Below are 14,977 nucleotides of genomic sequence, written 5' to 3' on the forward strand. Positions count from 1 at the left end.
ATCTAGCAGTCAGGCTTTGATTTTTTACAGTCTTCAATAGATTTTCACCCCCTATTTGTGGTATAATGAAACGATACGATAGAAAGAATAATGAATAATATGACTGATTTAAAAGCAATTCAGGCTCGAAGTCTGGAGATGGCTGAATACTTTGTGGCCTTTTGTAAAGAACATGATTTGCTTTGCTATCTCTGTGGGGGAGGCGCTATTGGTGCCCTTCGAAACAAGGGTTTCATTCCTTGGGATGACGATCTAGACTTTTTTATGCCTCGTAAGGATTATGAAAAACTAGCAGAATTATGGCCTCGCTATGCAGATGAGCGTTATTTCTTGTCAAAGAGTCACAAGGATTTTGTCGATCGTAATCTTTTTATTACCATTCGTGACAAGGAAACGACCTGCATCAAGCCTTATCAGCAGGATTTGGATTTGCCACATGGTCTGGCCTTGGATGTTTTGCCTTTGGATTATTATCCGAAAAATCCAGCTGAGCGGAAAAAACAGGTTCGTTGGGCACTGATTTATTCACTCTTTTGTGCGCAAACTGTTCCGGAAAAGCATGGCGCACTTATGAAATGGGGAAGCCGCATTTTACTGGGTGTGACTCCAAAATCTCTCCGTTATCGCATTTGGAAAAAAGCTGAGAAAGAAATGACCAAGTATAGTCTGGATGAGAGCGATGGCATCACAGAATTATGCTCAGGTCCTGGCTATATGAGAAACAAGTACCTAATCGCATCTTTTGAAGACAATCTTTTCTTACCATTTGAAGGGATAGAGATGCCTATTCCAGTTGGCTACGATGCCTATCTCAGCACTGCTTTTGGAGATTATATGACGCCACCACCAGCAAATAAGCAAGTACCGCATCATGATGCTGTCATCGCTGATATGGATAAGTCTTATACAGAATACAAGGGAGAATATGGTGGCTAAGAAAAAAATCTTATTTTTTATGTGGTCTTTTTCTCTCGGGGGTGGAGCAGAGAAGATTCTGTCGACAATTGTTTCAAATCTGGATCCAGAAAAGTATGATATTGATATTCTTGAAATGGAACACTTTGACAAGGGATACGAATCTGTTCCCAAGCATGTAGGCATTTTAAAATCCTTTCAGGATTATCGCCAAGCCAGATGGTTACGAGCTCTTTTGTGGAGAATGAGAATTTATTTTCCAAGGCTGACTCGTCGCTTGCTTGTAAAAGATGACTATGATGTTGAAGTTTCTTTTACCATTATGAATCCACCACTGTTGTTTTCTAAAAGAAAAGAAGTCAAGAAAATCTCTTGGATTCATGGAAGTATCGAAGAATTTCTTAAGGATAGCTCAAAAAGGAAATCACATAGACGACAGTTGGATGCTGCGGATACCATTGTAGGGATCTCAAAAAAGACCAGCCATTCTATCAAGGAAGTCTACCCAGATTATGCTTCAAAATTACAGACGGTCTACAATGGTTATGATTTTAAGACTATCCTAGAAAAATCTCAAGAGAAGATTGATATCGAGATTGCGCCTCAAAGTATCTGTACTATTGGACGGATTGAAGAAAATAAGGGTTCTGACCGTGTGGTGGAAGTGATACGGTTATTACACCAAGAGGGGAAAAATTATCACCTTTACTTTATAGGTGCTGGTGATATGGAAGAGGAACTGAAAAAACGGGTCAAAGAGTATGAGCTTGAGGACTACGTACATTTCCTTGGCTATCAAAAAAATCCTTATCAGTATTTATCTCAGATGAAAGTTCTCTTGTCTATGTCTAAACAAGAAGGTTTTCCTGGAGTGTATGTGGAAGCCTTGAGTCTGGGACTTCCTTTTGTCTCTACGGATGTCGGAGGGGCTGAGGAATTATCCCAAGAAGGACGATTTGGACAAATCATTGAGAGCAATCAAGAGGCAGCTCAGGCAATTACTAATTACATGACTTCTGCCTCAAACTTCGATGTCAATGAGGCTAGCCAATTCATTCAACAATTTACAATTGCCAAACAAATCGAACAAGTAGAAAAACTATTAGAGGAGTAGCATGGAAACTGCATTAATTAGTGTGATTGTGCCAGTCTATAATGTGGCGCAGTACCTAGAAAAATCGATAGCTTCCATTCAGAAGCAGACCTATCAGAATCTGGAAATCATTCTTGTTGATGATGGAGCAACGGATGAAAGTGGTCGCTTGTGTGATTCAATCGCTGAACAAGATGATAGGGTGTCAGTGCTTCATAAAAAGAACGAAGGTTTGTCGCAAGCACGAAACGATGGAATGAAGCAGGCTCACGGAGATTATCTGATTTTTATTGACTCAGATGATTATATCCATCCAGAAATGATTCAGAGCTTATATGAGCAATTAATTCAAGATGATGCGGATGTTTCGAGCTGTGGTGTCATGAATGTCTATGCTAATGATGAAAGCCCACAATCAACCAATCAGGATGAATATTTTGTCTGTGATTCTCAAACATTTCTAAAGGAATACCTCATAGGTGAAAAAATACCTGGAACGATCTGCAATAAACTAATCAAGAGAGAGATTGCAACTGCCCTATCCTTTCCAAAGGGATTGATTTACGAAGATGCTTATTATCATTTTGATTTAATCAAGTTGGCTAAGAAGTACGTGGTTAATACCAAACCCTATTATTACTATTTCCATAGAGGGGATAGTATTACGACTAAACCCTATGCAGAGAAGGATTTAGCCTATATTGATATCTACCAAAAGTTTTACAATGAAGTTATGAAAAACTATCCTGATTTGAAAGAGATCGCTTTTTTCAGATTGGCCTATGCCCACTTCTTTATTCTGGATAAGATGTTGCTAGATGATCAGTATAAACAATTTGAAGCCTATTCTCAGATTCATCGTTTTTTAAAAGGCCATGCCTTTACTATTGCTAGGAATCCAATTTTCCGTAAGGGGAGAAGAATTAGTGCCTTGGCTCTATTCATAAATATTTCCTTATACCGATTCTTATTACTGAAAAATATTGAAAAATCTAAAAAATTACATTAGAACGGGGGTGAGTGAGTGATTGATGGAAAACGATTATTATTTAGTTTGACCATAGTCAGTTATGCCTTGACGCTAGTAAGTGGAATTGTGTATCTGTTTAATAATAATAATGTTAGCTTGCTTTCTACTTTATTGTTCTTACTGGTTAGTAGCTTAATTGCCTGCTGGAATGATATCAAGTATTACTTAATCCATTTTATTTTCTATTTAACTATTTTTGTCTTTCTGGTATCAAGACCGACCATTGATTATTTTAGGGATGGCGCTCTGGATACCTATCATCCGATAGCCTATCGTTTTGCCTTTATAGTCGTCATGGTTTCGATTCTGGGCTTGACCACAGGAGGCGTCCTGGCTCGTTACTTCATAGCTAGGAAGAAAATAAAAGTACCAAATATAGGAAATTCTCTAAAAGAGGTTTATACCAAGAGGTTGCGCTTTGTTTCGCTAGGAGTTTTTCTTCTCACCTATCCTTTCTATTTCATTCGGTTATTCGAACGGCTCCTGTATCGCTTGCAGACTTCCTACTATGCCTACTATGCAAATTTTGAAAGTAAACTGCCTTATTTTACCTACATTTTGTCTACCTTTACGGTCTACGCAATGTGTATGTATCTGGCAACCAAGCCAAAGAAATTGCAGGCCACAGCAGTGCTTGTCTCCTTTATTGCAGCTAATACTATTCATTTGGCAATCGGGACACGAAATCCCTTTATTTTAAGTATTTTATTTGCTTTTGTTTATTACTTTATGCGGGAGCAAACTGAAAAAGGAAAATGGATTGGGTTTAAAGAAAAGTTAGCAATTTTTGTAGGTTCTCCTATTCTCATGTTAGCGATGGGAGTGCTCAATTATGTACGGGATAATGTCCAAGTTTCCCATACAGGTTTCTGGGATATCTTACTTGACTTTATCTATAAACAAGGGACTAGTTTTGGTGTCTTGGCTCGAGGTTTTCTATTTAACAGTAGCCTCCCTTACCGAGATTTCCGTAATTTTACTTTTGGTCCTGTTCTTGATTATTTTGCAAGGGGAAGCTTGGGGGCCATTTTCGGAGGAAAAGCCTTTGAACATACAACCAATAGTGTGGAGCTAGCTATCGATAGTAATAGTTATGCCCACAATTTGTCCTATCTTGTTTTGAACAAGGAATACTTGAAAGGACATGGTATCGGAAGTAGTTATATCATGGAGTTGTATACAGACTATGGTATGATAGGGGTCTTTCTACTTAGTCTCTTACTCGGTATGCTATTCATAGCCATGCTGCAAGTAGCCTATCGTTCAAGAACAATCCTATTTGCCTTGTCCCTACTCATCTTGAATAATCTATTCTTTATGCCAAGAAGTAGCTTTTCAGAAAGTTTCTTCAATCTATTTACAATGCAATTCTGGGGAATTGTTCTTGTGATTATATTTGTAGCAAAAATGCTTACAAAAGAGAACCAGTATCTACTCAACAAAGGAGAAAAAAATCATGTTTGAACATTATTCAGTAGCTGATTTGTTTGCAAATCTTTATAAAAAACGAAAAGCAAATATTTTAGCTCTCATCGCTTTATTTGCTCTTATTGCTGTACCATTTACAATTAAAGCAGTTAAGAATAAAAATACTGTCAAAGACACAACAAGTTATTCAACTTATATCAGCTATAAAATCACCCCTCCAGAAGATTCAGCTAAAACGATTTTGAATCATCAAATTGGTGGTTATAGTGATTTCTACGGGAAATTGATTGATGGGAATTTGAATGGAGCTTATCTTTTCAATGATGTAGAACCGAGTGAACTGAAAAAAATTGCTAGTGAATTGGATACGACAGAAACAACCTTGAAAAATTCTACGAATGATTATTGGTGGAAAAAACTGACCGTCTACTATATGATTGACGATGCAGGGGTTGGTGTGAAAATTTTGACACCAAGTAAAGATGTCAATGACTTGTTAGAGCGAAAAATTGATGGATTGATTGAGAAATTTAAACACACTTATGCAAATGTAAAAATTGAAAAATTGGAAACCATCAACTCTAAAGAATTGAATGCAAATGGTGAGACAGCGCTTGGATTGAATGTGAAGAATTTGATTCTCCGTTTAGCTGTTATTGGAGTAGTCTGTGTGATTTTGGTTGTGATGGGAAATGTATTGGTTTATCTTTTTAACCCAACAATCAATAGAGCAGGTGATTTTTCTCAATATCAAATTGATTTTGTAACAGAGATTACAACAATTGCTAACCTAGCAGATGTTTTGTCATACAAAAACGCTGGACAGGAATTGACCATCGTTAGCTCAAACAAAGCTATCCTAGATAAATTGAAACAAAATCAAGAGGCTTTAAAAGGAATGCATTTTGTCGATTTACAAGATGTACCATCTCTTTTAGAAAGAGATACAGTCCTTCTTGTTGAAGAATACGGAGTGACTCGTTATAAGAAATTTGAGCAAAGTCTTCAAATTCTCAGAAACTTAAATCGTTCTATCCTCGGTGTAGCAACCTTTAAATTATAAGGATTCTGATGTATCAGGTCTTCAAAGTTGGCTAAGAGCCGATTTTGAAGGCTTTTTCTATTTGTCTGCAGAAATTTTCTTTTGGAGTCTCCTACAGAAGTTACCCTATGGAAAATCTATCCGTATAGAGGAGCCTTCTTTTGATAAAATCATAAAAATCTAGTATAATAGATAGAACTGAAAGTATGAGGTTACTAGCAATGAAAATGAAACAAATTAGTGATACAACTTTGAAAATCACGATGTCTTTAGAGGATTTGATGGATCGTGGCATGGAGATTGCTGACTTTCTCGTTCCTCAAGAAAAAACAGAAGAGTTCTTTTATGCTATCTTGGATGAGTTAGAGATGCCTGATAGCTTTCTGGATACAGGCATGTTGAGCTTCCGTGTAACTCCAAAACCTGATAAGGTAGATGTCTTTGTAACCAAATCAAAGATTGACCAAAATCTAGATTTTGAAGACTTATCGGATTTACCAGATATGGAAGAATTGGCCCAAATGTCGCCAGATGAGTTTATTAAAACCTTAGAAAAAAGTATCGCGGACAAAACTAAGGATGACATCGAAGCCATTCAATCTTTAGAGCAAGTTGAAGCCAAGGAAGAAGAGCAGGAGCAGGATCAACAAGAAGTTGAGAACAAGAAAGAGCCCTACATCTATTACATCCTTTCTTTTGAAAAATTAGCTGATTTGGTGGCTTTTGCCAAGACAGTGACTTTTGAAATGGAGACTTCTGAACTCTATAAGATGAATGAGCGCTATTATTTGACCATTTTAGTGGATATTGAAAATCATCCAAGTCCATATCCAGCTTGGCTGTTGGCCCGTATGCGCGAGTTTGCGGACGATAGCGACATCAGTCGCTCAGTCTTGCAGGAGTATGGCCAAGTCTTGATGAATCACGATGCAGTGCTTAATCTGCAAAAAATCGGATAATCATTTCTGGAAAGCTTTTTCTAGATTTTGAGAAGAGCGAATCGTCTGATTCGTTTTTTCTTTTTATACTGAAATAGTGATTTACTATAATAGGAATTTTCACAAAATTCTGTTATAATGGCTATATTAGAAAATTTCGAGGAGACAAACATGACAGTTAAAATTGCTTTACTAGGATTTGGTACCGTTGCAAGTGGTGTGCCTTTCCTCCTAAAGGAAAATGGAGAAAAAATCAATCAATCAGCACATTCAGAGATTGAAGTTGCTAAGGTATTGGTCAAGGATGAAGATGAAAAGAATCGCTTGCTTGCTACAGGGAATGACTTTAACTTTGTAACCAATGTGGATGATATTTTATCAGACCAAGACATTACGATTGTAGTGGAATTGATGGGGCGTATCGAACCAGCTAAAACCTTTATCACTCGTGCCTTGGAGGCTGGCAAACACGTTGTTACTGCTAACAAGGACCTTTTGGCTGTCCATGGTGCAGAATTGTTAGAAATCGCTAAAGCTAACAAGGTAGCACTTTACTACGAAGCAGCAGTAGCTGGAGGGATTCCAATTCTTCGTACTCTAGCAAATTCCTTGGCTTCTGATAAAATCACGCGCGTACTTGGAGTAGTTAACGGAACGTCCAACTTCATGATGACAAAGATGGTGGAAGAAGGCTGGTCTTACGATGATGCTCTTGCGGAAGCGCAAAGACTTGGTTTTGCAGAAAGCGATCCGACAAATGACGTAGATGGGATCGATGCAGCCTACAAGATGGTTATTTTGAGTCAATTTGCCTTTGGTATGAAGGTTGCATTTGACGATGTGGCCCACAAGGGAATTCGCAATATCACACCAGAAGACGTAGCTGTAGCCCAAGACCTTGGTTATGTAGTGAAATTGGTTGGTTCTATCGAGGAAACTGCTTCAGGTATTGCTGCAGAAGTAACGCCGACCTTCCTTCCTAAAGCACACCCACTTGCTAGTGTGAATGGCGTAATGAACGCTGTCTTTGTAGAATCTATCGGTATTGGTGAGTCTATGTACTATGGACCAGGTGCTGGTCAAAAACCAACTGCAACAAGTGTTGTAGCAGATATTGTCCGTATCGTTCGTCGCTTAAATGATGGTACCATTGGCAAAGACTTCAACGAATATAGCCGTGATTTGGTCTTAGCTAATCCAGAAGATATTAAAGCAAATTACTACTTCTCAATCTTGGCTCCAGACTCAAAAGGTCAGGTCTTGAAATTGGCTGAAATCTTCAATGCTCAAGATATTTCCTTCAAGCAAATCCTCCAAGATGGCAAAGAAGGTGATAAGGCGCGTGTTGTGATCATTACACACAAGATTAATAAAGCCCAGCTTGAAAATGTCTCAGCTGAATTGAAGAAGGTTTCAGAATTCGACCTCTTGAATACCTTCAAGGTGCTAGGAGAATAAGATGAAGATTATTGTACCTGCAACCAGTGCTAATATCGGGCCAGGTTTTGACTCGGTCGGTGTAGCTGTAACCAAGTATCTTCAAATCGAGGTCTACGAAGAACGAGATGAGTGGCTGATTGAACACCAGATTGGCAAATGGATTCCCCACGATGAGCGTAATCTCTTGCTCAAAATTGCTTTGCAAATTGTTCCAGACTTGCAACCAAGACGTTTGAAAATGACCAGTGATGTTCCCTTGGCGCGTGGTTTGGGTTCTTCCAGCTCGGTTATTGTTGCTGGGATTGAACTAGCCAACCAACTGGGTCAGCTCAACTTGTCAGACCATGAAAAATTGCAGTTGGCGACCAAGATTGAAGGACATCCTGACAATGTGGCTCCAGCTATTTATGGTAATCTCGTTATTGCAAGCTCTGTTGATGGACAAGTTTCTGCTATCGTAGCAGACTTCCCAGAGTGTGATTTTCTAGCCTATATTCCAAACTATGAATTGCGTACTCGAGACAGCCGTGGCGTCTTGCCTAAGAAATTGTCTTACAAGGAAGCTGTTACGGCTAGTTCTATCGCCAATGTGGCGGTTGCGGCTTTGTTAGCAGGAGATATGGTGACAGCTGGGCAAGCAATCGAGGGAGACCTCTTCCACGAACGTTACCGTCAGGACTTGGTGAGAGAATTCGCGACGATTAAGCAAGTAGCCAAAGAGAATGGTGCCTATGCGACCTATCTCTCTGGTGCCGGACCGACAGTTATGGTCTTGGCCTCTCATGACAAGATGCCAGCCATTAAGGCAGAATTGGAAAAGCAACTCTTCAAAGGCAAACTGCATGATTTGAAAGTTGATACCCAAGGTGTCCGTGTCCAAGCAAAATAAAGAATAGAAGATAGGATGGGGAAACTCTCGACCAGAGGGCTTCCTATCCTTTTTTTGAAAAGAGGTTTATACTCAAAGAAAATCAAAGAGCAAACTAGGAAGCTAGCCGCAGGCTACTCAAAACAGTGTTTTGAGGTTGCAGATGTAAGCTGACGTGGTTTGAAGAGATTTTCGAAGAGTATTAGTTAAAAACGTGATAAAGGAGAAATAAAGATGGCAGAAATTTATCTAGCAGGTGGTTGTTTTTGGGGCTTAGAGGAGTATTTTTCACGAATTTCTGGAGTGCTAGCAACCAGTGTTGGCTACGCTAATGGACAAGTTGAAACGACCAATTACCAGTTGCTAAAGGAAACAGACCATGCAGAAACGGTTCAAGTGATTTACGATGAGAAAGCAGTGTCACTCAGAGAGATTTTACTTTATTATTTCCGTGTTATTGATCCATTATCAGTCAATCAACAAGGAAATGACCGTGGACGTCAGTATCGGACTGGTATATATTACCAGGACGAAGCAGACTTGCCAGCTATCTTCACAGTGGTGCAGGAGCAGGAGCGCATGCTAGGTCGAAAGATTGCAGTAGAAGTGGAGAAACTTCGCCACTATATTCTGGCTGAAGATTACCACCAAGACTATCTTAAGAAGAATCCTTCAGGTTACTGTCATATCGATGTGACCGATGCTGATAAGCCATTGATTGATGCCTCTAACTATGAAAAGCCTAGTCAAGAGGTGTTAAAGGAAAGCTTAACTGAAGAGTCCTATCGTGTTACCCAAGAAGCTGCTACAGAGGCTCCATTTACCAATGCCTATGACCAAACCTTTGAAGAGGGAATTTATGTAGACATCACGACAGGTGAGCCACTCTTTTTTGCCAAGGATAAGTTTGCCTCAGGATGTGGTTGGCCAAGTTTTAGCCGTCCGATTTCCAAGGAATTGATTCATTATTACAAGGACCTGAGTCATGGAATGGAGCGAATCGAGGTTCGTTCTCGGTCAGGAAACGCTCACTTGGGTCATGTTTTCACAGATGGCCCTCGGGAGTTAGGTGGACTTCGTTACTGTATTAATTCTGCTTCCTTGCGCTTTGTGGCCCAGAATGAGATGGAAGAAGCAGGATATGGCTATCTATTGCCTTACTTAAACAAATAGAACAGAGAGGGTGGGTGCTTCCCACTTTCTTCATTTCCAGAATACGAATAGAAGGGATTTATGAAACACCTATTATCTTACTTTAAACCCTACATCAAGGAATCGATTTTAGCACCCTTGTTCAAGCTGTTAGAAGCTGTGTTTGAGCTCTTGGTTCCCATGGTGATTGCTGGGATTGTTGACCAATCCTTGCCCCAGAAAAATCAAGGTCATCTCTGGATGCAGATTGGCCTGCTCCTTATTTTTGCAGTAATTGGTGTTGTAGTGGCCTTAATAGCCCAGTTCTACTCAGCTAAGGCTGCTGTTGGATTTGCCAAAGGACTGACAGATGATCTCTATCGTCATATTCTTTCCTTGCCCAAGGACAGCAGAGATCGTTTGACCACTTCTAGCTTAGTCACTCGCTTGACTTCGGATACCTACCAGATTCAGACTGGTATCAATCAATTCCTGCGTCTCTTTTTGCGAGCGCCTATTATCGTTTTTGGGGCTATCTTTATGGCCTATCGAATCTCAGCTGAGCTGACTTTTTGGTTTTTGGTCATGGTTGTCATTTTGACCATTGTTATTGTAGGACTCTCTAGACTGGTTAATCCTCTCTACAGTGTTCTCAGAAAGAAAACGGACCAACTGGTTCAAGAAACGCGCCAGCAATTACAAGGAATGCGAGTTATCCGTGCTTTTGGTCAGGAAAAACGAGAGTTACAGGTTTTTCAAACCCTTAACCAAGTTTATGCAAGATTACAAGAAAAAACAGGTTTCTGGTCCAGTTTATTAACACCCCTGACCTATCTGATTGTTAATGGAACTCTCCTCGTTATTATCTGGCAGGGATATGTTTCTATTCAAGGAGGATTGCTCAGTCAAGGTGCTCTCATTGCCCTTATCAACTATCTCCTACAGATTTTGGTGGAATTGGTCAAACTAGCTATGCTGATCAATTCTCTCAACCAGTCCTACATCTCAGCCAAGCGAATTGAGGAAGTCTTTGCTGAGGCTCCAGAAGACATCCATTCAGAATTAGAGAAAAAGCAAGTTACCAGCAATCAGGTTTTACAAGTTCAAGAACTGACCTTTACCTATCCTGATGCGGCCCAGCCTTCTCTGAGAGACATTTCCTTTGATATGAAGCAAGGGCAAATCCTTGGTATCATTGGGGGAACAGGTTCTGGTAAATCAAGCTTGGTGCAAGTCCTCCTTGGACTTTACCCAGCAGACGAGGGAAGCATTGACCTTTATCGAGATGGATCTAGTCCTCGTAATCTTGAGCAGTGGCGGTCTTGGATTGCCTATGTGCCCCAAAAGGTCGAACTCTTTAAAGGAACTATTCGTTCCAACTTGACTTTGGGTTTAAATCAAGAAGTATCTGACCAAGAACTCTGGCAAGCCTTGGAGATTGCGCAAGCTAAGGATTTTGTCAGTGATAAGGAAGGACTCTTGGATGTCCTAGTTGAGGCAGGAGGGCGAAATTTCTCGGGCGGTCAAAAACAAAGGCTGTCTATCGCACGAGCAGTCTTGCGCCAGGCTCCGTTTCTCATCCTAGATGATGCAACTTCGGCCCTCGACACCATTACCGAGTCCAAGCTCTTGAGAGCTATCCGAGAAAATTTACCAGACACGAGCTTAATCTTGATTTCTCAACGAACCTCGACGCTTCAGATGGCTGACCAGATTCTCCTCTTGGAAAAAGGTGAGTTACTAGCTGTTGGCAAGCACGAGGAATTGATGCAAACTAGTCAAGTCTATCGCGAAATCAATGCATCCCAACATGGTAAGGAGGACTAGTATGAGACGACAAACTGCAAACCAGACGCTCACACGCTTGGCAAAAGATTTAGCAAGCCATCCCTTCCTCCTTTTCCTAGCCTTTCTAGGAACTATTGCCCAGGTTGGCTTATCGATTTACCTACCTATCTTGATTGGGCAGGTCATTGATCAAGTCCTGGTGGCTGGTTCTTCACCAGTTTTTTGGCAGATTTTTCTCCAGATGCTCTTGGTAGTCATAGGAAATACTCTGGTACAATGGGCCAATCCTCTTCTCTATAATCGCCTAATCTTCTCTTATACCAGAGACTTGCGAGAGAGAATCATCCATAAGCTCCATCGTTTACCGATTGCTTTTGTGGATCGGCAGAGCAGTGGAGAAATGGTCAGTCGTGTGACCACAGACATAGAACAGTTGGCAGCTGGCTTGACCATGATTTTTAACCAATTTTTTATTGGTGTCTTGATGATTTTGGTTAGTATTCTAGCCATGCTGCAAATTCACCTCCTCATGACCCTCTTGGTCTTGCTGTTGACTCCACTATCCATGGTGATTTCACGCTTCATTGCCAAACGATCCTATCATCTCTTCCAAAAGCAAACAGAGACAAGGGGGATTCAGACTCAGTTGATTGAAGAATCTCTTAGCCAGCAAACCATTATCCAGTCATTTAATGCTCAGGCAGAATTTATCCAAAGGCTGCGTGAGGCTAATGACAACTATGCAGGTTATTCTCAGTCAGCTATCTTTTATTCTTCAACGGTCAATCCTTCGACTCGCTTTGTCAATGCGCTTATTTATGCCCTTCTAGCTGGAGTGGGAGCTTATCGTATCATGATAGGCTCTACCTTGACCATCGGCCGTTTAGTGACTTTTTTGAACTATGTTCAACAGTACACCAAGCCCTTTAACGATATTTCTTCAGTGCTAGCTGAGCTGCAAAGTGCTCTCGCTTGCGCAGAGCGTGTTTATGCTGTCTTAGGGAGTCCTGAGGTGGCTGAAAGTGGCAAGGAAGTCTTGACTAGTAACCAAGTTAAGGGAGCTATTTCCTTTAAACATGTCTCTTTTGGCTACCATCCTGAAAAGATTTTGATTAAGGATTTATCTATTGATATTCCAGCTGGTAGCAAGGTGGCCATCGTTGGTCCGACAGGTGCTGGGAAATCAACTCTTATCAATCTCCTTATGCGATTTTACCCCATTAACTCGGGAGATATCTTGCTGGACGGTCGTTCCATTTACGACTATACCCGAGCATCATTGAGACAGCAGTTTGGCATGGTGCTCCAAGAAACCTGGCTCAAGCAAGGAACCATTCATGACAATATTGCCTTTGGCAATCCTGAAGCCAGTCGAGAGCAAGTGATTGCTGCTGCAAAAGCAGCTAATGCAGATTTCTTTATCCAACAACTGCCGCAGGGCTATGATACCAAACTGGAAAATGCGGGTGAATCACTCTCTGTTGGTCAGGCCCAGCTTTTGACTATTGCTCGAGTCTTTCTGGCTATTCCAAAGATTCTTATCTTAGACGAGGCGACTTCCTCCATTGATACACGGACAGAAGTATTGGTTCAGGATGCCTTTGCAAAACTCATGAAGGGGCGTACAAGCTTTATCATTGCCCACCGCTTGTCAACCATTCAGGATGCGGATATGATTCTAGTCTTGGTGGATGGCGACATTGTGGAGCATGGTAATCATCAGGACCTCATGGCTAGAAAAGGCAAGTATTACCAAATGCAGCAAGCTGCCGCTTTTAGCTCTGAATAAGCCTTTCTATTTTAAAATCTTATGAACGAAAAAAGTTGCCTTCGGGTGACTTTTTTGTTACAATAGCTAGAAAAAAATCAAGGCCTTAGAAGGAGAAAAACAATGAAAGTCTTTCAGCATGTAAATATCGTGACTTGTGATCAAGATTTCCATGTTTATCTGAATGGAATCTTAGCAGTTAAGGATTCTCAAATCGTCTATGTTGGTCAAGAGAAGTCAGAGATTTTAGAGCAAGCTGAGCAGATTATAGACTATCAGGGAGTCTGGATTATGCCTGGTTTGGTTAATTGCCATACCCACTCTGCAATGACAGGCTTGAGAGGGATTCGAGATGATAGCAATCTCCATGAATGGCTCAATGATTATATCTGGCCTGCAGAAGCAGGATTTACTCCCGACATGACCACTAAGGCGGTCAAAGAAGCTCTGACAGAGATGCTCCAGTCAGGAACAACAACCTTCAACGATATGTATAATCCCAATGGTGTGGATATTGAGCGGATTTATCAGGCAGTGAAAACTTCCAAGATGCGTTGTTATTTCTCACCGACCCTCTTTTCTTCAGAGGCAGAGACAACTGCTGAAACTATAAGCAGAACTCGAGCAATCATTGAAGAAATTATTGGATATAAAAATCCAAATTTCAAGGTGATGGTAGCCCCACATTCTCCCTACAGCTGTAGTAGAGACTTGCTAGAAGAAAGCATAGACATGGCAAAAGAGCTTGCTATTCCAATCCATATCCACGTGGCGGAGACCAAGGAGGAGTCAGGCATTATCCTGAAACGATACGGCAAACGCCCCCTCGCCTTTTTAGAAGAACTGGGTTACTTAGAGCATCCGTCTGTCTTTGCTCATGGGGTCGAACTAGACGAGAGAGAAATTGAACGCTTGACAACCTCTCAAGTGTCTATTGCCCACAATCCTATCAGTAACCTCAAACTGGCCTCAGGAATTGCTCCAATTATCCAGCTCCAAAAAGCGGGAGTAGCAGTCGGAATTGCCACTGACTCGGTAGCTTCCAACAACAACCTTGATATGTTTGAGGAAGGACGGACTGCAGCCCTTCTTCAGAAGATGAAAAGTGGGGATGCCAGCCAATTCCCTATCGAAACAGCTCTCAAAGCTCTAACGATAGAAGGTGCTAAGGTTCTTGGAATGGACGAACAGATAGGAAGTTTGGAAGTCGGCAAGCAAGCAGATTTTCTGGTCATCCAACCACAAGGGAAAATCCATCTTCAACCTCAGGAAAATATGCTTTCTCACCTGGTTTATGCAGTCAAATCCAGTGATGTTGATGATGTCTATATTGCAGGAGAACAGGTTGTTAATCAAGGTCAAGTCCTAACAGTAGAACTTTAAAAGAAAAATCACGAAAAATTTTAAAAAAAGTTTGCAAAAATCTTGCATTCTTTTTTTGACTATGCTATACTTATATACGGTTTGAAAAAACTGCCTAAGACAGTAGGGGAGCTCGACTCATAAATATCCTACCGAGGACAAAACGTATCATGT

The 14,977-nt window shown here is 40.8% G+C and carries 12 protein-coding genes and 1 other annotated feature (1 of these 13 cut by a window edge); all 12 genes read left to right on the forward strand.

The features are described from left to right. The first annotated feature begins 90 nt into the window (after window positions 1-90). The gene (locus tag HT732_RS02920) at window positions 91-936 is read left to right on the forward strand and encodes a phosphorylcholine transferase LicD (RefSeq protein WP_205380661.1); all 846 of its coding nucleotides are present in this window, start codon (window positions 91-93) and stop codon (window positions 934-936) included. Continuing rightward, window positions 926-2,029, forward strand: coding sequence for a glycosyltransferase (locus HT732_RS02925; protein WP_173253894.1), 1,104 nt, complete (start codon window positions 926-928; stop codon window positions 2,027-2,029). The genes HT732_RS02920 and HT732_RS02925 overlap by 11 nt, the downstream gene beginning before the upstream one ends. 1 nt (window position 2,030) lies before the next feature. Further along, window positions 2,031-3,017 (forward strand): glycosyltransferase family 2 protein, encoded by a 987-nt coding sequence (locus HT732_RS02930; RefSeq protein ID WP_173253895.1) that lies wholly within the window; start codon window positions 2,031-2,033, stop codon window positions 3,015-3,017. A gap of 15 nt (window positions 3,018-3,032) precedes the next feature. Then, window positions 3,033-4,502: an O-antigen polysaccharide polymerase Wzy gene (locus HT732_RS02935; protein WP_173253896.1), complete on the forward strand. Its 1,470-nt coding sequence runs from the start codon at window positions 3,033-3,035 to the stop codon at window positions 4,500-4,502. Then, entirely contained in the window at window positions 4,495-5,529 is a 1,035-nt protein-coding gene (locus HT732_RS02940; protein WP_173253897.1) for a prephenate dehydratase, read from the forward strand. The genes HT732_RS02935 and HT732_RS02940 overlap by 8 nt, the downstream gene beginning before the upstream one ends. A 200-nt stretch (window positions 5,530-5,729) precedes the next feature. Then, on the forward strand, window positions 5,730-6,467 hold the full coding sequence (gene mecA, locus HT732_RS02945; protein WP_173253898.1) for an adaptor protein MecA: 738 nt from the start codon (window positions 5,730-5,732) through the stop codon (window positions 6,465-6,467). A 150-nt stretch (window positions 6,468-6,617) separates the two neighbouring features. Further along, complete coding sequence (locus HT732_RS02950; RefSeq protein WP_173253899.1) at window positions 6,618-7,904, forward strand: homoserine dehydrogenase; 1,287 nt, start codon at window positions 6,618-6,620, stop codon at window positions 7,902-7,904. A gap of 1 nt (window position 7,905) precedes the next feature. Beyond that, window positions 7,906-8,775 carry a homoserine kinase gene (gene thrB / locus HT732_RS02955; RefSeq protein ID WP_173253900.1) on the forward strand — a complete coding sequence of 290 codons (870 nt, stop codon included), beginning with the start codon at window positions 7,906-7,908 and terminating at the stop codon, window positions 8,773-8,775. A gap of 213 nt (window positions 8,776-8,988) precedes the next feature. Beyond that, window positions 8,989-9,927 (forward strand): peptide-methionine (R)-S-oxide reductase MsrB, encoded by a 939-nt coding sequence (msrB, locus tag HT732_RS02960; protein ID WP_173253901.1) that lies wholly within the window; start codon window positions 8,989-8,991, stop codon window positions 9,925-9,927. 60 nt (window positions 9,928-9,987) lie between these two features. After that, entirely contained in the window at window positions 9,988-11,712 is a 1,725-nt protein-coding gene (locus HT732_RS02965; protein ID WP_173253902.1) for an ABC transporter ATP-binding protein, read from the forward strand. A gap of 1 nt (window position 11,713) precedes the next feature. Next, entirely contained in the window at window positions 11,714-13,462 is a 1,749-nt protein-coding gene (locus HT732_RS02970) for an ABC transporter ATP-binding protein (protein ID WP_173253903.1), read from the forward strand. 102 nt (window positions 13,463-13,564) lie between these two features. Further along, on the forward strand, window positions 13,565-14,824 hold the full coding sequence (locus tag HT732_RS02975; RefSeq protein WP_173253904.1) for a TRZ/ATZ family protein: 1,260 nt from the start codon (window positions 13,565-13,567) through the stop codon (window positions 14,822-14,824). Between the two features lie 75 nt (window positions 14,825-14,899). After that, window positions 14,900-14,977, forward strand: a sequence feature (ribosomal protein L10 leader region) (it continues 58 nt past the right edge of the window).

The organism is Streptococcus sp. 5346 (assembly GCF_013277455.1).
GTDB lineage: Bacteria > Bacillota > Bacilli > Lactobacillales > Streptococcaceae > Streptococcus.